The sequence below is a fragment of the Pseudomonas sp. KCJK9016 genome, assembly GCF_046231795.1.
Classification (GTDB): domain Bacteria; phylum Pseudomonadota; class Gammaproteobacteria; order Pseudomonadales; family Pseudomonadaceae; genus Aquipseudomonas; species Aquipseudomonas bananamidigenes.
In genome coordinates, this window is sequence record NZ_JBJJMM010000011.1 from 152,468 (window position 1) to 174,610 (window position 22,143).

16 protein-coding genes and 2 pseudogenes are annotated in these 22,143 nt (G+C 61.1%); 6 read left to right on the plus strand and 12 right to left on the minus strand.

The window, feature by feature from the left end; all coding sequences use genetic code 11:
• Positions 1–12 precede the first annotated feature (12 nt).
• Genes ACK6BI_RS13440 through ACK6BI_RS13450 form a run of 3 tightly spaced genes read right to left on the minus strand, consistent with a single transcriptional unit; the run spans position 13 to position 5,739 of the window.
• Positions 13–1,416 (minus strand): efflux transporter outer membrane subunit, encoded by a 1,404-nt coding sequence (locus tag ACK6BI_RS13440; protein WP_409317432.1) that lies wholly within the window; start codon positions 1,414–1,416, stop codon positions 13–15.
• A gap of 3 nt (positions 1,417–1,419) precedes the next feature.
• Entirely contained in the window at positions 1,420–4,551 is a 3,132-nt protein-coding gene (locus tag ACK6BI_RS13445) for a multidrug efflux RND transporter permease subunit (RefSeq protein WP_409317433.1), read from the minus strand.
• A gap of 27 nt (positions 4,552–4,578) precedes the next feature.
• Positions 4,579–5,739, minus strand: a complete 1,161-nt coding sequence (locus tag ACK6BI_RS13450) for a MexC family multidrug efflux RND transporter periplasmic adaptor subunit (RefSeq protein WP_065257357.1) — start codon at positions 5,737–5,739, stop codon at positions 4,579–4,581.
• Positions 5,740–5,857: 118 nt separating this feature from the next.
• On the opposite strand from ACK6BI_RS13450, the gene ACK6BI_RS13455 reads away from it, so the two are divergent.
• Complete coding sequence (locus ACK6BI_RS13455; RefSeq protein WP_409317434.1) at positions 5,858–6,424, plus strand: TetR/AcrR family transcriptional regulator; 567 nt, start codon at positions 5,858–5,860, stop codon at positions 6,422–6,424.
• Between the two features lie 53 nt (positions 6,425–6,477).
• Here the strand turns inward: ACK6BI_RS13455 and ACK6BI_RS13460 are convergent.
• The 3 genes and pseudogenes from ACK6BI_RS13460 to ACK6BI_RS13470 all read right to left on the minus strand — a co-directional run bounded on the left by ACK6BI_RS13460 (position 6,478) and on the right by ACK6BI_RS13470 (position 10,276).
• Positions 6,478–7,618 (minus strand): annotated as a pseudogene (locus tag ACK6BI_RS13460) (glutathione-independent formaldehyde dehydrogenase).
• A gap of 144 nt (positions 7,619–7,762) precedes the next feature.
• Positions 7,763–8,485, minus strand: a complete 723-nt coding sequence (locus ACK6BI_RS13465; RefSeq protein ID WP_409317435.1) for a DUF72 domain-containing protein — start codon at positions 8,483–8,485, stop codon at positions 7,763–7,765.
• Between the two features lie 3 nt (positions 8,486–8,488).
• Positions 8,489–10,276 (minus strand): thiamine pyrophosphate-requiring protein, encoded by a 1,788-nt coding sequence (locus ACK6BI_RS13470; RefSeq protein ID WP_409317436.1) that lies wholly within the window; start codon positions 10,274–10,276, stop codon positions 8,489–8,491.
• 276 nt (positions 10,277–10,552) lie between these two features.
• Here ACK6BI_RS13470 and ACK6BI_RS13475 point away from each other — a divergent pair, with 276 nt between their 5' ends.
• A complete protein-coding gene (locus ACK6BI_RS13475; RefSeq protein WP_409317437.1) occupies positions 10,553–11,029 on the plus strand; it encodes a hemerythrin domain-containing protein in 477 nt (158 codons plus the stop codon).
• A gap of 50 nt (positions 11,030–11,079) precedes the next feature.
• The gene (locus tag ACK6BI_RS13480) at positions 11,080–11,613 is read left to right on the plus strand and encodes a cupin (RefSeq protein ID WP_409317438.1); all 534 of its coding nucleotides are present in this window, start codon (positions 11,080–11,082) and stop codon (positions 11,611–11,613) included.
• Here the strand turns inward: ACK6BI_RS13480 and cydB are convergent.
• From cydB to ACK6BI_RS13500, 4 genes are read right to left on the minus strand one after another with little or no spacing between them, the layout of a single operon-like run.
• Positions 11,595–12,596 carry a cytochrome d ubiquinol oxidase subunit II gene (gene cydB, locus ACK6BI_RS13485; protein WP_409317439.1) on the minus strand — a complete coding sequence of 334 codons (1,002 nt, stop codon included), beginning with the start codon at positions 12,594–12,596 and terminating at the stop codon, positions 11,595–11,597. The genes ACK6BI_RS13480 and cydB overlap by 19 nt on opposite strands.
• A gap of 15 nt (positions 12,597–12,611) precedes the next feature.
• Positions 12,612–13,985 carry a cytochrome ubiquinol oxidase subunit I gene (locus tag ACK6BI_RS13490; protein WP_409317440.1) on the minus strand — a complete coding sequence of 458 codons (1,374 nt, stop codon included), beginning with the start codon at positions 13,983–13,985 and terminating at the stop codon, positions 12,612–12,614.
• A gap of 50 nt (positions 13,986–14,035) precedes the next feature.
• Positions 14,036–14,572: a hypothetical protein gene (locus tag ACK6BI_RS13495; RefSeq protein WP_065257365.1), complete on the minus strand. Its 537-nt coding sequence runs from the start codon at positions 14,570–14,572 to the stop codon at positions 14,036–14,038.
• 17 nt (positions 14,573–14,589) lie between these two features.
• Entirely contained in the window at positions 14,590–14,817 is a 228-nt protein-coding gene (locus tag ACK6BI_RS13500) for a PLD nuclease N-terminal domain-containing protein (RefSeq protein ID WP_409317441.1), read from the minus strand.
• A gap of 341 nt (positions 14,818–15,158) precedes the next feature.
• Here ACK6BI_RS13500 and ACK6BI_RS13505 point away from each other — a divergent pair, with 341 nt between their 5' ends.
• The 3 genes from ACK6BI_RS13505 to ACK6BI_RS13515 all read left to right on the plus strand — a co-directional run bounded on the left by ACK6BI_RS13505 (position 15,159) and on the right by ACK6BI_RS13515 (position 21,637).
• Positions 15,159–17,564 (plus strand): glucose/quinate/shikimate family membrane-bound PQQ-dependent dehydrogenase, encoded by a 2,406-nt coding sequence (locus tag ACK6BI_RS13505; protein WP_409317442.1) that lies wholly within the window; start codon positions 15,159–15,161, stop codon positions 17,562–17,564.
• Between the two features lie 83 nt (positions 17,565–17,647).
• Positions 17,648–18,934: a carbohydrate porin gene (locus ACK6BI_RS13510; RefSeq protein ID WP_409317443.1), complete on the plus strand. Its 1,287-nt coding sequence runs from the start codon at positions 17,648–17,650 to the stop codon at positions 18,932–18,934.
• A gap of 102 nt (positions 18,935–19,036) precedes the next feature.
• Positions 19,037–21,637, plus strand: a complete 2,601-nt coding sequence (locus tag ACK6BI_RS13515) for an EAL domain-containing protein (RefSeq protein ID WP_409317444.1) — start codon at positions 19,037–19,039, stop codon at positions 21,635–21,637.
• Here ACK6BI_RS13515 and ACK6BI_RS13520 read toward each other — a convergent pair.
• Both ACK6BI_RS13520 and ACK6BI_RS13525 read right to left on the minus strand, forming a co-directional pair.
• Positions 21,630–21,791 (minus strand): annotated as a pseudogene (locus ACK6BI_RS13520) (DUF3313 domain-containing protein); the annotation flags it as partial. The gene ACK6BI_RS13515 and the pseudogene ACK6BI_RS13520 sit on opposite strands and share 8 nt — an antisense overlap.
• 19 nt (positions 21,792–21,810) lie before the next feature.
• Positions 21,811–22,137, minus strand: coding sequence for a hypothetical protein (locus ACK6BI_RS13525; RefSeq protein WP_409317445.1), 327 nt, complete (start codon positions 22,135–22,137; stop codon positions 21,811–21,813).
• Positions 22,138–22,143: the final 6 nt, after the last annotated feature.

Below are 22,143 nucleotides of genomic sequence, written 5' to 3' on the forward strand. Positions count from 1 at the left end.
AAAGGAGCTGTTTCAGGACTTGTCGGAGGACCAGCCGCCACCCAGCGAGCGGAACAGATCGATCAGCGCAATCTGCCGCTGCGTGCTGACTTCGATAAACGCCGTCTCGTTGACGAAGCTGGTGCGCTGGGCATCTAGGTAGCGCAGATGACTGTCGATGCCACCTTCATAGCGCGCCTTGGCCAGTTTCAGGGTCTCGCTGCTGGTATTGGCCAGGGCGCGCCGGGCTGCCTCTTCCCGGCGCAAGGTGTCGGTGGCGGCCAGTGCATCGGCCACTTCGCGAAACGCCGTTTGTACCGTCCCTTCATAAGCCGCTACCGCCGAGTCTTTGCGAGCCTCTGCCAGACTCAAGCCGGCACGGTTGCGCCCGGCATCGAACAACGGCAGCGACAGGTTCGGCACAAAACTCCAGGACCGCGAGCCACCGTCGAACAGACCGGACATTTGTGCACTGGACGTACCGAAACTGCCAGTCAGGCTGATGCGCGGGAAGAACGCCGCCCGCGCCGCGCCGATGTCGGCATTGCGAGCCTGCAAGCGATGCTCGGCGGCGAGAATGTCGGGCCGGCGCTCGATCAGGGCGGACGAGGTGTCCGGGGCGATGTCCTGCACCAGCATCGGCTCACTCGACAATTTCTCGGGAATCGACTTCGCCGCATCCCTGGTGCCGAGCAACAGCACCAGCGCGTTGAAGGCCTGCTGTTTCTGTCGAAGATTGCTCTCCTGCTCGGCCCGCGATTGCTCTACCAGCCCCAACGCTTCCTGATAGTCCAGCGCAGTGGCGGTACCGTTCGAACGGCGCTGGCTGATCAGGGCGAACGAATATTCGCGGCTGATCAGCGTTTGCTGGGTCAGCTCCAGACGACGCTGGGCGCCATCGTGAACCAGATAAGCCTGACTGACCTCGGCGATCAGGGCGATCTGCGCCGCACGGGCGGCTTCTTCAGTGGCCAGGTATTCCTGCAACGCAGCATCCGTGAGGCTCTTCACCCGACCGAACAGATCCAGCTCATATTCCGGCAGCGCAACGCCCACCTGATAGTTGCTGGCAACCCCTGCCCGGCCATCGCTGGCCAGATCCGCCGGCAAACGCTGACGATTGCCGGAGGCATTGGCATTCAAGCCCGGAACCCGGTCGGCCCGCTGAATGCGGTATTGCGCCCGGGCCTGTTCGATGTCCAGCAGCGTCTGGCGCAACGAGCGGTTGTTGTCCAGCGCGATGGTCACCAGTCGGCGCAGATCGGGATCGACAATAAACGTCTGCCACGCCAGTTGATTGATCGGACTGCCCTGCTTCGTCGACTCTCCCGCCCAGTGATCCGCCACCGGTGCAACGGGACGCTCATAAGTCGGTGCCAGCGAGCAGCCGCCCAGCATCAGGGCGATCACCAGCGTAGAGAAAGCTGAAATACGCATGTGTCACTCCTGAGCCAAAGCGGGTTGTTCAATGGGGGCCGGTTTGCTGCGCAACCGCGACAGCACCCAGACAAAACAGATCGGTACGAACAGCACACCCAGCAGCGTCGCACTGAGCATGCCGCCAATCACGCCGGTACCGATGGCGCGCTGACTCGCCGCGCCGGCACCGGTGGCGATGGCCAGTGGCACGACACCGAGAATGAACGCCATGGAGGTCATCACGATGGGCCGGAAACGCAGGCGTGCGGCCTCGATGGCGGCGTCGCGCAGGCTGTAGCCCTTCTCCCACAGTTCCTTGGCGAACTCGACGATAAGGATCGCGTTCTTCGCCGCCAGGCCGATGATGGTGATCAGCCCCACCTTGAAGTACACGTCGTTGGGCATGCCGACGACCATCACCGCCAGCACCGCACCGATGGCGCCGATCGGCACGATCAGCATCACGGTCAGCGGAATGGCCCAGCTTTCGTACAACGCCACCAGCAACAGGAACACCACCAGGATCGCCAACGCGAAGAGTTGCGTCGCCTGACCGCTGGAGACCTTTTCCTGATAAGAAAGCCCCGTCCACTCATAGCTGAAACCGGCCGGCAATTGCGCAGCGATTCGTTCCATTTCCGCCATGGCTTCACCGGTGCTGTAACCCGGCCCGGCGTCACCGACGATGCGAATCGACGGATAACCGTTGTAGCGCACCAGTTGCACCGGCCCTTCTTCCCAATGGGTGGTGACGAAGGCGCTCAACGGAACCAGATTGCCGGCGCTGTTGTGAACGTACAGTTTGAGCACGCTTTCCGGGGTCATCCGGTCGCCCTGCTCGGCCTGCACCACGACGCGCTGCTGGCGGCCGACGTTGGTGAAGTCGTTGATCACCTCCGAACCGAACGCGGCGGACAATGCCCCGCTGATCGACTCGAAACTCACGCCCAGGGTGCGGGCCTTGTCACGGTCGATCACCACTCGCAATTGTGGCGACTCGGCCAGACCTTCCATCATCGCGTAAAGGATTTTCGGGTTGCCGTTGGCCTGACCGAGCACCTGATCGCGGGCGGCGAGCAAGGCTTCACGGCCCAGGCCGGCGCGGTCTTGCAGACGCAACGCAAAACCACCGGAGTTGCCCAAGCCGTCAATTGGGGGCGGCGGCACGGCCATCACGGCGCCGTCGTTGGTCACGGCAAACTGCTCGTTGAGTGCCATGACTTCCGCCATGGCCGACTGATCTTCGCCACGCAGCGACCAGTCCTTGAACACCGGGAAAGCCAGCGCTGCGTTGTCACCCATGCCCGAGAAACTGAAGCCCGAAACCAGGAAGGTCGATTGCACCGCGTCACGGGAAGCGAGGAAACGCTCCAGTTGTTCGCCAGTGGCCTCGGTACGGGTGCGGGTCGCGCCCGGCGGCAACTGCACGTCGACAATCATGTAACCCTGGTCTTCCACCGGCACGAAGGACTCCGGCAAGCGCAGGTAGAAGTAACCGAGCACCGCAATAATGCCCGCGTACACCAGCATCATCCGTCCGGCACGGGCGACCAGCCCGTTGTTGAGGATCGAATAACGCTCGGTGAGCCGGGCGAAACTACGGTTGAAGGCACCGAAGAAACCACGTTTTTTATGATGCCCCTGAGGGATCGGCTTGAGCAGCGTGGCGCACAGGGCCGGCGTGAAGGTCAGCGCGAGGAAGCCCGAGAACAGGATCGACACCGCCAGCGAAACCGAAAATTGCTGGTAAATCACACCCACCGAACCGGACATGAACGCCAGCGGCATGAACACTGCCGACAGCACCAGGGTGATGCCGATGATCGCGCCCGAGACCTGACTCATGGCCTTCACCGTGGCGTCGACCGGCGACAACCCTTCTTCGGCCATGATCCGCTCGACGTTCTCCACCACCACGATGGCATCGTCCACCAGAATCCCGATCGCGAGCACCATGCCGAACATGGTCATCATGTTCACCGAGAAGCCCAGCAGGTACATCATCACCAGCGTGCCGAGCAGACACACCGGCACCACAATCGACGGAATCAGCGTGTAACGGATGTTCTGCAGGAACAGGAACATCACCAGGAACACCAGCACCATTGCCTCGATCAGGGTGTGAATCACCTTCTCGATTGCCACATCGACGAAACGCGACGTGTCGTAAGGCACGGAATATTCAACGTCCGACGGGAAATACGCCGACAGTTCCGCCAGGCGCTCCTTGACCGCGCTGGCCGTCTGGATCGCGTTGGCACCCGGGGACAGCTGAATCGCTGCTGCCACCGCCGGTTTGCCATTCAGACGCGAGTTGAAGTTGTAGCTTTCCTGGCCCACTTCCACACGGGCGACGTCACCCAGTTTGACCGTCGAGCCATCTTCATTGGCGCGCAGGACGATGCGACCGAATTCTTGCGGATTATCCAGCGTGCCCTTCACCGCCAACGTGGCGGTCAGTTCCTGCTGGCTGCTGCTCGGCGTGCTGCCGAAGCTGCCCGCCGGCACCTGTACGTTCTGCCCCCGGATAGCGTTGTTCACATCCTCGATGGACAGGCCGTAGCCCACCAGTTTCTGCGGATCGATCCAGACCCGCATGGCGGCTTCGGACGAGAAGAACTGCAGTTTGCCGACACCCGGCACCCGGCGCAGTTCGTTGTTGATGTTGCGCGCGGCGTAGTCGCCCAATGCGGTCGTATCACTGTGCTGACTGCCTTCCTTGTAGCTGAGCGCATAGATCAGCAGAAAACCGGCGCTGGTCTGTTCCACCTCAAGGCCCTGAGTGAGCACCGCTTGCGGCATGCGCGCCTCGGCCTTTTTCAGGCGATTTTGCACATCGACCTGGGCAAGTTGCGGATCGGTGCCGGGCTGGAACGTCACCACGATCTCGGCAATGCCGTTGGAGTTGTTGGTCGACTCGAAATACAACAGGTTCTTCGCGCCGTTGAGCGACTCTTCGATCACGCTGGTGACCGAATCCACCAACACCTTGGCCGAGGCACCGGGATAGGTCGCCGTCACCTTGATCTGGGGCGGCGCAACATCGGGATACTGCGCCACCGGCAGCATCGGAATGACCAGCAGACCGGCCAGAGAGATGAACAACGCCACCACCCAGGCAAAGTTCGGGCGCTTGATGAAAAACTTGGACATCGGAAAATCCTCGCGACAACGGCGCCCTTACTGTTTCGACTCAGGCGACTGAGCCAGGGCCGGGGATTGACCCGCAACGACCTTGGTCCCCGGTTGCAGGCCGGCCAGACCGCCGACGATCACCTGATCGCCGGCCTTCAGGCCCTCACTGATCTGCCAGCGTGAATCCTGCATGGCACCGGTCACGACAGTGCGTGCCTCGACCCGGTCATCGGCGCCGACCACCAGCACCTGGGCGCTGCCATCGCTGCCGCGCTGCACCGAGCGCTGCGGCACGAGAATTGCTTGGCTGTCGGTGCCTTGCGGCGTGCGCACACGGACAAACATGCCCGGCAACAGCACGCCGTCGGTATTGGCGAATTTGCCGCGCAACGACACTTGCCCGGTGCCGCGATCCACCGCCACGTCGGTAAACATCAGCGCCCCCTGACGCTCGTACGCGGTGCCCTCGACCCGGACCGACAACGCCGTGTTGTCGTCGGCGGAGAGTTTTCCGTCCTTGAGCGATTCACGCAGACGCAGTGCTTCGGCAGCCGACTGCGTGAAGTCGACGTACACCGGATCCAGCTGCTGAATGCGCGCCATCAAGGTTGCATCCCCCTGCCCGACCAGCGCGCCTTCGGTCACCAGCGCACGACCGACACGACCGGAAATCGGCGCCGTCACCGAGGCATAACCGAGATTAAGCCGTGCCGTCTGCAGATCGGCCTGGGCCGAACGGGTGGCTGCCTGCGCGCTGCGAAGATCAGCCATGGCGCTGTCGAAATCCTGCTGGCTGACCGCCTCGATCTTCACCAGCGGCTCATAGCGTTTGACCCGGGCCTGCGCCTCAAGCGCAACGGACTGGGCACGAGCCAGTTCACCCTCGGCCCGGGACAACGCCGCCTTGAGCGGTGCCGGGTCGATCTGGAATAACAGGTCCCCGGCCTTGACGTCAGCGCCCTCTTCAAAACGCTTCTGCATCACGATGCCAGGCACCCGGGCACGCACTTCCGCGACGCGCATCGGCTCGACCCGGCCCGGCAGCTCCGAAGAGAGCGCCAACGCTTCAGTCTTTACCGCCAGCACTTCTACCGGACGCGCCACTTCAGCGCTGCTCGCTGCCTGATCCTCAGTCGGCCCACACCCGGCCAACGCAATGGCGAGTGCCAACGAACTCGCCATCCCTACCGCACGCAAATTGCCCATAACTCACCCAAGGCTTGATCGAATTTGGCGCGAATGCTACGTTTCAAATCCTAATGAGTCAATATTGTCTCATGTGAGTATTTTGTGAATCTTGTATGACTGTCGCCAAGGCCCCGTGATGAACTCGATTTCCCATGATGAACAGCTGCTCAAATCGCTGACGCTGGCGGTGGTCAACCGACCGCGAGCGACGATGAAGGAGCTGGCGCAACTGGCAGGCGTGAGCAAGGCGACCCTGCACCGCCATTGCGGCACGCGGGAAAACCTGATCGTGCAACTGGAGGCGCATGCCGAGGGCACGCTCAGACTGATCATCGATAACGCCGCTTTAGAGGAAACAGAACCACTGGACGCGCTGCGCCGGTTGATCCGCGAACACCTGGCCCATCGTGAAATGCTTGCTTTTCTGATGGCGCAGTACCGCCCCGACTTCCTCGATCTGGAATGCGGCGGCACACGCTGGCTGTTTTATCTGGAGGCGCTGGACGGCTTCTTCCTGAAAGGCCAGCAAAGCGGGTTGTTTCGCATCGACATCACCGCCGCGATCCTGACCGAACTGTTCATCGCTCTGGTCTATGGGCTGGTGGATGCCGAGCAGCGCGGGCGGGCTGCCAACGCCAACTCGGCCAGAACGATCGAGCACATGTTCCTGCAAGGAGCTTCATCGGCTGAGGGCGTTCGCTGACGCCCATCTGCACGAAGCAAGCCTTCAGCAATTGCCTTTCTGTCAATGCAGACTCACGCGCCCGGTTTCAGGACGACCTTGGTCCAGCCGTTGTCACGCTCATCAAAATGTTTGTAGGCGTCCGGCCCTTCGTCGAGCTTCAGACGATGAGAAATGATCTGCGCAGGATTGGCGCGACCGTGGTGAATGAGCTCGGCCAATCGGCGATTGTAGGCTTTGACGTTGGCCTGACCGGTCTTGATCTGCTGGCCCTTGAACCAGAAAGCACCGAAATCGAAGGCCATCTTGCCTTGTCTGGCGAGTTCGTTTTCGGCCCCCGGGTCTTGCGGTACGAAGACCCCGACGACGCCGATTCCACCGGTGGCCTTGGTGGAAGCGACCAGATTGTTCATGGTCAGATGATTGGCCTCATGGCCATGTCGATCACAACATTGGTAGCCCACGCATTCGCAGCCACGATCCGTACCTTTGCCATGGGTCAGGTTGAGAATCTGGTCCACGGCCTCCTTCTCGACCGAATTGATCGGCGTTGCACCGATGCTGGCGGCGAGCTTCAGCCGGTCAGGGTGATCGTCGACGACAAAGACTTGCGAAGCCCCTTTGATCATGGCGGAGTGAGCAGCCATCAAGCCGACCGGGCCGGCGCCATAAAATGGCGATGCTTTCGCCCGGCAGCAGGCCGGCCAGCTCGGTGGCGTGCCAGCCGGTGGGGAAAATGTCGGACAGCATCACGTAATCATCTTCCCGCTCCTGGGCGTCCTCGGGTAGAACCAGACAGTTGAAGTCCGCGTAGGGCACCCGCAGCAGTTCTGCCTGGCCGCCTTGATACGGCCCCATGTCGGCAAACCCATAAGCGGCACCCGCCGTGCCCGGATTGGCCGTAAGGCAGAAACCGGTCAGGCCCCTCTCGCAGTTTTCACAGAAACCGCAGCCGATGTTGAAGGGAAGGCAAACTCGATCTTCCACCTTTACCCGCTCCACCGCTGCGCCCGCTTCGATGACTTCCCCCAGATTCTCGTGTCCGAAAACCCGGCCGGTTTCCATCGAAGTGCGCCCCTCGTACATGTGCAGATCGGAACCGCAGATGTTGGTCGTCGTGATTCTGACCAGGACATCGGTCGGCTTTTCAATTTTCGGATCGGCGACGTTTTGCACACTGACGTCACGCGGGCCGTTATAGACGATTGCTTTCATGGTCTTCTCCCGTTGGCAGACGAAGTGAAATTCCGCCTGCTCAGACTTATCTGTCAGAGACGACCAAAGGGATGTTCAAACAATTGCCAGACCGCTGCGACGAGTGGTGGCGTGCGACGTCTTTGGTCAGAATGATTGAACGACTCACGCCTCAAGCCAATCAGACAGCGTCAGCGCATCGACCAGAGCCGCGCCGCTGGCCGTGTTATCGAAGATGCACCAGACATGCTCGGCCTCGACCGTCCGCAGCTGCATGGCCAGGTTTTTCAGGTAATCAGGGCCGTAAGGACTGTGGTAAATCCTCGGCGAGCCGTGCAAGCGCCAGTACTGTGTGCCCGGCGCTCCGCGAGGTGCGCCATCTGTCTTTATGCGCGAGGGATCGACCGCCGCTTGGGCAATCTGCCAGGTCGTCAGAAGCGGCTGGGCATTCACCCAGCTGGAGTGACGTGGCTCCAGTACGACGGAGCCGGAAAACCGGTCCCGTAGCTGTTTGAAGAAAACCCGGGCGACGGCCTCGTCATAAGCGAGCGACGGCGGCAGTTGCACCAGCAGACAGCCCAGACGCTCGCCGAGCCCTGAACACTGTTCAAGGAACGTATCCAGCTCGGTCTCGCATCCGGCCAGCCGCCGTTCATGAGTGATGACTTTCGGTACTTTCACGCTGAACCGGAAATCCCGAGGCACGGCTTGCGCCCACCGTTCGTAGGTCGTTCGGCGATGCGGACGGTAAAACGAACTGTTGATCTCGACACCCGAGAGCCTGAGGGCGTAACGCTGCAGGTGCGTTCCATCCCCGGGAAACTCCGCGGCAAGTTCACGCCCGATGCCCCATCCCGCGCAACCGATATACAGATGCGGCGCGCCCATGAGTCACTTCTTGCGCGTCATGACCGAGCCCAGCACCTGCCTGGCGGTCTGCACCAGAACACCCGCCTCGTCCGGGTCGCCCTTGAGCAAGGTCGTGGCGAACTTCTTCGCCTGTTCGAGCTTGATGTGCGGCGGCAGCGGCGGCACGTCGGGGTCGGTCTTGAACTCGATCAGCACGGGAACCTCCGATGCCAGCGCCTGCTCCCACGCGGCGGCCACGTCCTCTTCGCGATCGACGAAGATGCCTTTCAAGCCAATGGAAATGGCAAACAGGTGATAAGGAACATCGGGAATGCTCTGTGACGCTTCGAACTTCGGATCCCCCTCCATGACCCGTTGTTCCCAGGTCACCTGATTGAGGTCTTCATTGTTGAAGACGGCGCAGATCCACTTGGGGCTCGCCCACTGCCGCCAATATTTGGCCACGGTGATCAACTCTGCCAGATTGCTCATCTGCATCGCACCATCGCCCACCAGTGCGATCACAGGACGCTCCGGGAACGCGAATTTGGCCGCAATCGCATAAGGCACTGCGGCGCCCATCGAGGCCAGACCGCCGGACAATGAACACTTCATGCCGCGCCGCACTTTCAGATCGCGGGCGTACCAGTTGGCGCAAGAGCCGGAATCGCTGGTGATGATCGAAAGCTCCGGCAGGCGTGGCGACAGTTCGAACACCACCCGCTGCGGATTGACGGGATCGGCCTTGACCATGGCGCGTTTTTCCAGGGTCTTCTCCCAGGAACCGCGCCAGCCTTCGACCTTTTTGCGCCATTTGCGTGAAGTTTTGTGCTCGAGCAACGGCAACAGTGCGGCGAGGGTTTCCCCGGCGTCCCCCACCAGATTGACCTCCATGGGGTAGCGCAGGCTCAGCATGTCGGGTTGCAGATCGATCTGCACCCCGCGTGCCTGACCTTCCTTTGGCAGAAATTCAGAGTACGGAAACCCCGAGCCGATCATCAGCAAGGTGTCGCATTCGGTCATCAGCTTGTAGCTGGGCTCGGTGCCCAGCAAACCGATGCTGCCCGTGACCCAGGGCAGTTCGTCCGGCAGTACCGCTTTGCCGAGAAGCGCCTTGGCGACACCGGCGCCGAGTTTTTCCGCCACGGCGATGACCTGGTCGGTGGCCTGCAACGCACCGGCCCCCACCAGAATCGCCACTTTCTCGCCTGCGTTCAGAACCTCGGCGGCGCGTTGCAGATCCGCGTCATAAGGCACGACTTTCGGTTTGGTATAACCCACCCCGGAATGCACGGTGCCATGGGTTCGTCCCGGGGCTTCATATTCGATGTCCTGCAAGTCGTTGGGCAGGATGATCGCCGTCACGCGCCGCTCACCGACAGCCGTGCGTACCGCCCTGTCGATCAAGTGGCGAACCTGTGCCGGCGCTGACGCCTGTTGCACGAAGGCACCGGCCACATCCTTGAACATCGACAGCAGGTCGAGCTCCTGCTGATAGTGTCCGCCGAGTGCCGCGCGCGCCTGTTGACCCACGATGGCCAGCACGGGGACGTGATCCATGCGCGCGTCGTAGAGCCCGGTGATCAGGTGCGAGGCACCGGGGCCCGAGGTGGCGATGCACACCCCCAGCTCACCGGTGAACTTGGCATGCGCCGAGGCCATGAAAGCGGCCATCTCTTCGTGCCGCGCCTGAATGAATTCGATCTTGCCCCGGGCCCGGCTCAGTGCACCGAATACGCCGTTGATGCCGTCGCCCGGATAACCAAAAATCCGCGTCACGCCCCACTCGCTCAGTCGCTCGACCAGAAAATCTCCTACGGTCATCGTCATGTCGTTTCCGCCTCCATCCAGTGCATGTAAAGGACTGGACAGTCCGGCGGACGGCGAAGTTCGTGTGGATGTCGAGCCCATGTGACGCATGGGCTGATTGCAAGGCTGGCAAAGGGTGAATCTTGCAGAGTGCAATCCGGCTTACAGACGGGTCGAGCGTCATATAACTGATTTGAAAGACATTTTTATCCGCGATAGAAATGGCATGCGAAATGCGAGTACGCCTGAGCACATAACAATGATTCAGCCGCAATCCTTTAATCGGAGACAGCCAAAATGAACGCCATCGATCTTCTGAAAGCTGACCATGAAAAAGTGAAAGGCATTCTGGGCCAATTGAGTGATTCCACCGAACGGGCCACCAAGAAACGGGTAGAGCTTCTGGACAAGCTGGAGATGGAAATCACCATCCATACCCGCCTTGAAGAAGAAATCCTCTACCCGGCCTTCAAGGCAGCGGGCAGCAAGGAACAGGACGTGATGTATTACGAGGCCAAGGAAGAACATCGCACCGTGGATTCGCTCGTATTGCCCGACCTCAAGGAAACCGATCCCGGCATCCCGGAATTCGCAGGCAGAGTGAAAGTCGTCAAGGAACTGCTGGAACACCACATCGAGGAAGAGGAAAAAGAGATGTTTCCTCAAGCCAGGAAGTTGCTCGGCAAAGCCCGGCTCGATGAACTTGGCGAGCAGATGGAAGCCATGAAAAGCGCCTGTAAAAAGGAATGGGCCGCCAGCCATATGGCGGCATGACCTGCCACAGGGCCTGATTGACGATCAGGCCCTTTTTCGGGAGAGCAGTCATGACCCGAGATGATTCCGATTCGGTGCACGCCTTGTTGCTGCCGCGCAATGGCTGGGTGCCGAACAATCCGCGTCTGCCCGTGTTGGTGTATTCCGGTGCCATTGCCATCCATGGCGAAGATCCAGCGTCGGCATTCGAGAAAACCTTTGCCGACAACGGTTGGCCGCCACAGTGGCGTTCCACTGTCTTTGACTATCACCACTACCATACCCAAGGCCATGAGGTGCTTGGCATCGCCCGCGGCGAGGCCCGCTTGATGATCGGCGGCCCGGACGGGCAGATACTCATGGTCAGCGCGGGCGATGTCCTGTTGTTGCCGGCAGGCACCGGTCATTGCAGCCTGAATGCCAGCGACGACTTTCTGGTGGTCGGCGCCTACCCGCCTGGCCAGCATCCGGACATTCGCCGCGAGTCGCCCAGCGAAGCTCAGATGCAGCAGATCGAAACACTGCCATTCCCTGCCACCGACCCTGTTCAGGGCCGCTCTGGAGCGTTGACCAAGCATTGGAAGAATCAATCTTCGGCGGGATGAATCTTGCCGCTGAACACGCGAAAGCCGTAGGTGTTGTAGAACAGCGTCAGCGGGATCAGCACCGCGAACCCCGTCAGCATGAACACCTGACTGACCGGGCTCGACGCAGCGGCCTGCAAGGTCAATTGCGGCGGGATGATCAGCGGAAACAGGACGACGAGCATCAAGGCGAATGCCAGGACAAAAATGCCCAGGGCAGCGAAGAGCGGCAGATAGTCGCGTCGGGTTGCGAAGGCCGCCCGGAATCCGGCCAACAACAGCGTCAGGGTCGCCATTGTCGGTAGCCACACCCGAGGATTTCCCAGGCGCTGCGCATAGTGCGCGTGAAGGGTCGATGTCCAGACAACCAGAACGATCAGCAAAGCCACGGTCAGCATGGCCAACCACTTTGCCTGCCGCCGCGCTCGGATTTGAAGTTCGCCTTCGCATCGCCAATACAGCCAGCCTGCGCCCAGCCATGTGTAGCCGATCACCAGCACCGTGCCGCAAAACAACGGGAACGGGGCCAGCCATTCCCAACCGCCACCGCTGTATTGGCCGTTCTGTTCGGGCACACCTTGTACCAGCGTGCCCAGCACGATTCCCTGACAGCCGCCCGCCACAACCGAGCCGAGCATCAATAAACCATCCACCCCGCGCTTGATGCGGCAATCGGGCGCATGATCGCGAAACTCCAGCGCCATCGCCCGGACAATCAACGCCAGAAACATCAGCATGAACGGCAGGTACAGCGCCGGCAGCAGAATGGCGTAAGCCTTGGGGAACATGGCGAGCAAACCACCGCCGCCGAGCACCAGCCAGGTTTCGTTGGCGTCCCAGATCGGCAGGATGCTCACGGCCATGGCCCGGCGGTGTTGACGGCTGCGAGTCACGCCCATCAGGGTGCCCGTGCCCAGATCCGTGCCGTCCAGCAGCACATAGTTCAGCACGGAGAACCCGACCGCTGCCGCGCAGAGAAGTGTCAGCCAGTCAGTACCGAACATGCGCTTCAAGCCTCATCATTTGCCGGTTTCCCGTGCGAGAGCAGGTTGCGGCCCTTCTTCGTGCTCGCGAGGCGGCTGACGCAACAGGCGCAGCAGCACCCACAGGCCGATCCCGAATGTCGCCAGATAGAACAGCAAAATGGTCCATGTGGCGCTGACGACCTGCTCCCGGGACACGGACGAAAGGCTGTCGGCCGTGCGCAACAGACCATAGACGGTGAACGGCTGACGGCCCACTTCGGTGACTACCCAACCGCAGAGCATCGCCAGCATTCCCGCCGGCGCCATCCAGACACTGACTCGAAGCATCCAGCGTGCCGCGTACAAGCGACCGCGCCAACGCAGTACCAGGCTGATGACGCCCTGCCCCAGCATCAACAGGCCCAGGCCGACCATCGCCCGAAAGGCAAAAAACACGGCCGGCACTGGCGGGATGTCCTGCGCCGGAAATTCATCGAGCGCCGGGATCGTGCTGCTCAAGTCGTGGCGCAAATACAAGGACGCGATGCGCGGGATCGCCAACTCCCAATGATTGCGCCGCTGGTCCATGTCAGGGATCGCGAACAGACGCAAGGGCTCGCCCGCGCCCTCGGGTGGACGCGTCCATGTGCCCTCGATGGCGGCGACCTTTTGCGGCTGATACTCGAGGCTGTGTTCGCCATGCAGATCACCGACCACGATTTGCACCGGGATCAGCACTGCCAGCGCCCAGAGCGCCATGGAATAGGTCAGCCGGGCCCTTGGATTCTCGGGTGCATGCAGCAACTGCCAGGCGCTGACACCGGCCAGCAGTGTGGCCGTGCCCAGCAGCGTGGCCAGGGTCATGTGCACGAACCGGTATGGAAAGGACGGATTGAAGATGATCGCCCACCAGTCCCGGGCAATGAACCGACCATCGGCGGCCATCGAATAACCGGAGGGGGTCTGCATCCACGAATTGGCTGAAAGAATCCAGAACGCACTGATCAGCGAGCCCGCCGCAACGGCGCAGGTGGCGAAGAAATGCAGGCGCGGGCCGACCTTGTTCAAGCCGAACAGCATGATTCCCAGAAAACCGGCCTCGAGGAAAAAGGCCGCCAGCACCTCGTAGAACATCAAGGGGCCGAGGATATCGCCCGCCTGCGTCGACAAACGCGACCAGTTGAGCCCGAACTGGTACTCCAGAATCAGCCCCGACGCCGTGCCCACCGCCACATTGAGCGCGAAGATTTTCAGCCAGTAGCGATAGACATCCAGATAGACAGCCTTGCCGCTGCGTAACCACAGGGCCTCGAGCACCATCATGAAATTCGCCAGACCGATGGTCAGCGCCGCCAGGACGATATGGAAACTGATGGTGATCGCAAACTGCGCCCGTGCGGCCATCAGGGCGCAATCAAGCGTTTCCATGGGACGGGCCGGGGGTGCGGGCGCAAATGTGAATGACGGGTTCCAAGTTCTCATCCCCCGGGATTGGCCAGTTGTATGTAAACGGACCACCCTGTCAGCAACACCCAGAATGCCGCGAAGATCCAGGGCGTGCGCACCGAAAACAGCAGCGCCTTGCGATAACCCTTGTGGCTGGACTCGCGCTCGCTGAACAGTGGCGACTCGTCATAGGCCAGTCCCATCACAGGTTCGCTGCGCAGCAGCTCGCTCTGCTTGTAATACCAATGGTCGATGATGTCGTACGCCGCGCGAATACCCGGCCAGGCGTTCAGCGAAGTGAGTATGCCCAGCAGCGCCAGCAACGGTGGCACCACCAGCGTGAACAGTTTCCCCCATTCAGGGTTGACGTTGGCCATGCACGACCCGAACGCAATGACCAGAAAGGATTGCGCAGTCAAATACGCATTGGTCCGGTTGGAGAGGATGCTGGTTTCGTACTGGATTTCACGCCGGTAAAAGTCCAGCCGCTGTTTGGGTGAACCAAACATCGTTGCATCCCGTGCAGACAGTTCGGTGTCGCTCACCTGGGAAGTCAGAATTCTAGGCACAACAGTCGTCCCGGTGATTAGCCTTTACTGTGTTCAGGGGATGTCGGCCCCTCTTTGATCCCTCGCGGACCGGCGATCCCCCAGACGATCAGTCCCAGCACGGGAAAGACGATCAGGCCGATGGCCCACGCGGCTTTGATCCCCACCGTTTTGTCGCTGCGAAACACACTGATGATGGCCCACAGGTCGATCAACAGAATGATCACCGCCATGGCGATCAAGAAGTAGCTGGTTGCTTGTGCCATTGGGCAATCCTCCGGAGTCGGTAAGGTTTAGGCGCCCGCCAATCCAGGGTGTTCAAAACAATTGTGGTCAACGGTCGAGACGGGAGCGTCATCCCTGCGCGACAGGCAGGCACTGTGACCTTCATCTGACTGCGAAATGAATACCTGTCATAAACAACACTTCACCTGACAAAAAAGACAATTTCATCTACACCACCACCTTTATGAAGGCGCTTGATCGTCAGTAAGTGCTTGTTAACTCTGCCACCGGGCAGTAAACACCTCTTCAATCAAAATTAGTGATTTAACTAGGTAGTTACCTAACGATATAATGCCCGCCTCATTTCAACGGGACATTCAACGTGAAGCAGAGTCAACGCCTCTCGGGCATATCAACATTCATTCTGGTCGGGCTCGGGGTGACCATCGCCCTGCTCGGTCTGGCACTGGCCGCTGGCGGTGTGAAATTGGTCAGCCTGGGAGGCTCCTGGTACTTCCTGGTCGGTGGACTGGTCATGGCCGTTTCCGGTCTGCTGATCGCTCGGCGCAAGCCTGCCGGTGCCTGGTTGTTCGCGGCGTTTCTGCTGGGCACCGCGATCTGGGCCGTCTGCGATGCCGGTTTTGAATTCTGGCCGGTGTTCTCGCGCCTGTTCATGTTCAGTGCGGTGGGCCTGGTCGTTGCGCTGGTCTACCCGATGCTCAAACGCGCCAATGGCGGCGTTGCCGGGCGCGGCGCTTATGGCGTTGCCGCTGTCCTGGCAGTCGGGCTGGCCGTGGCAGCCGGCAACATGTTCGTTGCGCACCCGACGGTCGCCCCTACCGGCACCGGCCCGGGCCTCACCCCGGTCGAACCGGAAAAGGCGCAGAAAGACTGGGCGCATTACGGGAATACCGAAGGCGGCAGCCGCTTCGCCGCGCTGGACCAGATCAACCGCAGCAACGTCGACAAGTTGAAAGTCGCCTGGACCTACCACACCGGCGACATCGCCGAAAGTGACGGCAACGGCGCCGAAGACCAGCTGACCCCGCTGCAGATCGGCAACAAGGTGTTCATCTGCACCCCGCACAACAACCTGATTGCGCTGGATGCCGACACCGGCAAGGAACTCTGGAAAAACGCGATCAACGCCAAATCCAAAGTCTGGCAGCGTTGCCGTGGCATGGCCTACTTCGATGCCAGCACTGCGGTCGCCAAACCGGCCGGCTCGCCGGTAGCCGAGACGCCAGTCCCGTCGGCCGCCAACTGCACGCGCCGTCTGCTGACCAATACCATCGACGCCCGCCTGATCGCGGTCGATGCCGACACCGGCGAGTTCTGTCAAGGCTTCGGCAACAACGGCCAGGTCGATCTGAAGGCCGGTCTGGGTGATGTTCCGGACAGCTACTATCAACTGTCTTCCGCGCCGCTGATGGCCGGCACCACCGTGGTGGTTGGCGGTCGCGTGGCCGACAACGTGCAGACCGACATGCCGGGCGGCGTGATCCGTGGTTTCGACGTGATGACCGGTGCCATGCGCTGGGCCTTCGACCCGGGCAACCCGCTGGATAAAAAAGCACCGGCCGACGGCAAAACCTACGTACGCAGCACGCCGAACAGCTGGGCGCCGATGTCCTACGACCCGGCAACCAACACGGTCTTCCTGCCGATGGGCAGTTCCTCCACCGACATCTATGGCGTAGAGCGCAGCAAGCTCGATCACACCTATGGCGCATCGATCCTTGCGCTGGACGCCAACAGCGGCGAAGAAAAGTGGGTCTACCAGACCGTGCACAACGATCTCTGGGACTTCGACCTGCCGATGCAGCCGAGCCTGATCGACTTCACCAAGGACGGCAAAACCATTCCGGCACTGGTGATCGGCACCAAGGCCGGACAGATTTACGTGCTCGACCGCGCCACCGGCAAACCGCTGACCGAAGTCAAAGAAGTACCGGTCAAGGCGTCGAACATTCCGAACGAACCCTACTCGCCAACCCAGCCGAAATCCGTGGGCATGCCGCAGATCGGTGCGCAGCACCTGACCGAATCGGACATGTGGGGCGCCACGCCGTACGACCAGTTGCTGTGCCGGATCGATTTCAAGTCGATGCGCTACGACGGTCTGTACACCGCGCCAGGCACCGACAAGTCCCTGAGCTTCCCGGGTTCGCTGGGCGGCATGAACTGGGGCAGCATTTCCACTGACCCGGTGCACGGTTTCATCTTCGTCAACGACATGCGTCTGGGCCTGTGGATTCAGATGATTCCGTCGCAGAACAAAGGTGAAGCAACCTCCGGTGGCGAAGCGCTGAACACCGGTATGGGTGCCGTTCCGCTGAAAGGCACGCCGTACGCAGTCAACAAGAACCGCTTCCTGTCGGTGGCCGGCATTCCGTGCCAGGCGCCGCCGTTCGGCACCCTCACCGCCATCGACATGAACACCCGCAAAGTCGCCTGGCAGGTGCCGGTCGGCACCGTTGAAGACACAGGTCCTTTGGGCATCCGCATGCACCTGCCGATCAAGATCGGTCTGCCGACCCTGGGCGGCACGCTGTCGACTCAAGGTGGTTTGATCTTCATCGCCGGTACCCAGGACTTCTACCTGCGCGCCTACAACAGCGGCAACGGTGAAGAAATCTGGAAAGCGCGCCTGCCCGTCGGCAGCCAGGGCGGCCCGATGACGTACGTATCGCCGAAAACCGGCAAGCAGTACGTGGTCATCACCGCCGGTGGTGCCCGTCAGTCGACCGATCGGGGCGACTACGTCATGGCTTACGCCCTGCCGTAAACCGCTGCGCCCTCCTTCATTTCACTGCGCGCGGCACCTTCGGGTGTCGCGCCGTTTCATGTCTATCGTTCTGGATTTCAGCAATGTCATTCGTGGTTCGCTTTTCCTGCACCGGAGTACTGCTCGCTCTTGCCGGCAGCACCGCCCTGCCCGCCTTCGCCGACGCCGACTCAAACCTGTTCACCCGTAACACCCTGACCGGCGACTGGGGCGGCCTGCGCCACCAGCTCGACGAAGACGGCGTCAAATTCACCGGCGACTACACCGGCGAGACCGCCTACAACGCCGACGGCGGCCTGCACCGTTCGGCCCGTTACTCGCAGAACATCAAGCTCGGCGCGCAATTTGACCTGAGCAAAATCTATGGCGTGGACAACGCCGGCAAAGTCCAGCTGACCATCAACGACCGGCGCGGCAACAGCGCCTCGCAAGATCTGGTCGGCAACCGTCTGCCGATCCAGGAAAACTACGGAGGCCTCTACACCCGCCTGACCGAACTGAGTTACGAGCGCACGCTCTTCACCCCGGCACTGAACGTCAAACTCGGCTACATGGCCATGGGCAATGACCTCGGCGGTCTCGACAGCGGCATTCTCTGCAACTTCATGAACGCCGGTTTCTGCGGGCACCCGCTGAACATGTCCGGTGGCAGCGGCTGGACCAACTACCCCAACGCCCATTTGGGTGTACGGGTGAAATACGACCTGACACCGCAATGGCAATTGCGCGTGGCGGCGTTCAACGTCGATCCTGAAAGCAACGGCAACTCCAGCCGTGCCTGGCACCTGGGTCCGAAACACACCACCGGCACCGTGGTGCCGGTCGAACTGGTCTACAAACACGCAGGCACCCTGCCCGGCGAATACAAGCTCGGTTACTACTACGACAGCTCGGATGTGAAACGCATCGGCAGCAACGAGGACGTTTCCGGTCGCGGCGGCCATTACCTGCTGATCGATCAGGCCGTGTGGAGCTCGCCAACGTCCGAGGGCAGCAGCCTGCACGCCTTCGGCCAGTATTCGGCAGCCAGCGAAGCGGCATCGCCGTTCACCAAGTGGTATGGCGCCGGGGTGGTCCTGTACAAACCGTTCGAAGGCCGCCCGCGTGACACCGTCGCCCTGGGTTACGGTCGCGCCGTGCAGAACCCGCGCAGCCGCGACGTGCAGCAAGACGCGGCGCTGGCCAACGGCACGCCGCTTTCCAGCCTCGATGGCGCCGAGCAACTGATCGAACTTGGTTACGGCTACCAGGCCACTCCTTGGCTGACCTTGCGTCCGAACCTGCAGTACATCATCGAGCCGGGCGCGTTTTCCGGGCAGGACATCGACAATGCGCTGGTGGTCGGTCTGCAGGTGAAAGCCGCGCTGTAAGCAGCCATTTACGGGTGGCTACGAAGCGTTGCGCAGAAGATCTGAACGTCTTGCGCTCGCCAGTGTTCTACATTCAATAGACACCGGATCAGGGACGAGCAAATGGACATTTCCAGCGATGCGACGCCTCTCGCCACCCTTCAAGGCGCAATCACCCGACGTCTGGCCCTGGCAGTCGGGGCACTGTTCATTGCCGGTGTCACCGCCGCCACGGCGGCACTGTTCAGTATCGCCACGCACCTGGATGAAGATGACTTCAATGACGTGCACTTCTATTCAGCCCGTGCGCTGGAAAACCGTATCACGGCATCGAAAAACTACATCACCAGCTACGCCTACTGGACGACGGCCTACGAGCATTTAAGCGGCCAGGTCGATACGAATTGGGCGTACACCGAGCAGAACATGGGCAAGACCCTGTTCACCAACGATGGCTACGACGGCGTATTCGTGCTGGACCGCGAACGAACCAAATACGCGGTGGTTCGCGGACAGTTGCTCGACGCGCAGATGCCCGCGTTTCTGCAGGTACCGGCGCAGACACTGATCGATCTAGTGCAGAATCAGCCGGACCTGACCAAACCCGTCAACACCTATTCACTGTTCGAGGACTGGCCGGCACTGATCACCGCTGCCGCGATCATTCCCAACGACGAACGTCCCATCGGTGACCCGCAAAAGACCTCGGTGCTGGTGTTCGTCGACAAGCTGACACCCACCAAGCTGCGCAAGATCGGCAGCGGTTACGGCCTCAACAACCTGACCCTGGCCCCCGACGACACCATTGACCCGGCCCAGCCCCGCGTCCCGCTGGACAGCACCGGCTACAGCCTGGTCGCCGACCTGGACCGACCGGGCCAGCATCTTCTGTGGTCGTTGCTGCCGACGCTGGGTTCTGCCCTGTTGGTACTGATGGTGCTGACGGCGTGGTTTTTTCGCCACGCCATGCGCTCTTCCCAGCACGTCGACAAGAGTGTCGCCGCGATGCTGGCTTCGAAGCGGGCACTGGAGGCCAGTGAAGAACGGTTCCGGGCGGTGGCCGAAGCGGCTTCCGACTGGATCTGGGAAGTCGACCGGGATTTGTCCATCACCTACCTTTCGAACCGTTTCAGCGAAGTGACCGGCCACGCTCAGATGCAGTGGATCGGTCAGGACATCGGTCATTTGCTGGTCTGCGATACCACGCCACTGGCACTGTGGCTGAGAAAACTCGACGAGGGCGGCAACGCCAGCGATTTGCGCTGTACCTATCGCGATCACGCCGGGCAATTGCGCCACTGTCGCCTTTCGGCCAGGCCCTACCTGGAAAACGGCAGTGTCATCGGCTATCGAGGCACCGCCAGTGACATCACCGATGAGGTGGCGGCCCATGCGCAGATCCAGCACCTGTCCTTGCACGACGCGCTGACCGGCCTGCCCAACCGCAACAAACTGGCGCGCTACCTGGACGACGCCTTGTTGCTCAAGGAACACGCGGCCCCGTTGTCGCTGTTGATGATTGACCTGGACAACTTCAAGCCGATCAACGACTCGCTGGGGCACCCCGCCGGAGATGCCGTGTTGCAGGAGGTCGCCAGTCGCCTGCGTGAATGCACCCGCGATCAGGACATCGTCGCCCGGCTCGGCGGGGACGAATTCGTGGTGGTCCTCAACGGCATGGACACCCGTCAGGAAATCGACAAGTTCTGCACACGCCTGATCGGCAGCCTGCATCAACCGATCATCTTCGAGCAGCATCCCTTGCACATCGGAGCCAGCATCGGAATCGCCCTGAGCCGGCGCCATGGCTTCGTGGCCAGCGAGCTGATCCGTTGCGCGGACATCGCCCTGTATCGGGCCAAGTCCGATGGCAAGAACACCTGGTGCTATTTCGAAGCGCACATGAGCGATCAGATCCAGACACGGCGGCAGATGGAAGATGATCTGCGGCGCGCGCTGAGCAACCAGGAACTGGTGCTGCATTACCAGCCGCGCTACACGGTCGATGGCAAGGAGATCGTTTCGGTCGAAGCGCTGGTGCGCTGGCAGCATCCGACCCGGGGATTGCTCGGGCCGGACGTGTTCATTCCGTTGGCCGAACAGACCGATCTGATTGTGCCGCTTGGCCGTTGGGTCCTGCGTGAGGCCTGCGAAACGGCGCTGACCTGGCCGGGCGACATCCTGTTGTCGGTCAATCTGTCCCCGGCCCAGTTCGCGATCAGCGATGTGGTCGAGGACGTTCGCGAAGTGCTGGTCGGCACGCGATTTCCGGCCAGCCGCCTGGAGCTGGAAATCACCGAGAACGTCATGCTCAACGATACCGACGGTGCCCTGACCACCATGAACGCCCTCAAGGAGCTGGGCGTGAGGCTGAACATGGATGACTTCGGCACGGGCTATTCCTCGCTCGGCTATTTGCGCGCCTACCCCTTCGACGGCATCAAGATCGACAAACGCTTTATCGCCTCCATCAGCAGCGGCGCCAATGACCGGGCGGTGGTGCAAGCGATCATCGGGCTGGGCAAGGCCATGGGCCTGACCGTCACGGCCGAGGGCGTCGAAACCGAGGAGCAACTGGACATTCTCGGCAAGGACCAATGCAACGAGGTGCAGGGTTATTACATGAGCCGCCCCATCGACAAGGAAGCCTTCGCCCGTCTGTTGCAGACGTCCAGAGACGTCCGCGCCGAGCGGCAGCCGTCACGCAAGAACCGTGTCACTTGAGCTTTCGCGAAGCGATACAGGTCTGACTCAGATCGCTGGCCCAGCCGTCAAGCACGCCTTTGAGATGATCAGCGGTCATCACTTGTCTGTCGTTTTCCAGCGGCACGCCCGTGCCCTTGCGAACGACCTTCGCCACCACCTCGCCGGTCGAGCCGTGCGCGTGACGACTTCTATCAATGCGTTTCCCCGGCGGCCTGCATCTGACTGGAGGGCGTATTGTCAGAGCACTCGATGCGCAAGTGACCGTGGGTCATGATCCATTGGATGAATTCGCTGGTGGGAATCGAATGGATGTATTCCACCCAATGACTGTCGGCGGGGCTGAAACGCTCGAAGTAGCGGCGCATGACGAGTTGGCTTTGATCCTGAGCAATCCCCAGGCAGGTTTCCTGGAAAAGAATCGGCGCGTTGAGCATGCCGGTCGTGGTGCGCTGCGTCAGGATCAACGGGCGCACGACGCCATGTCCCGGGTTGGTATAAGCGCTTTTCATATCCTTCATATGAAC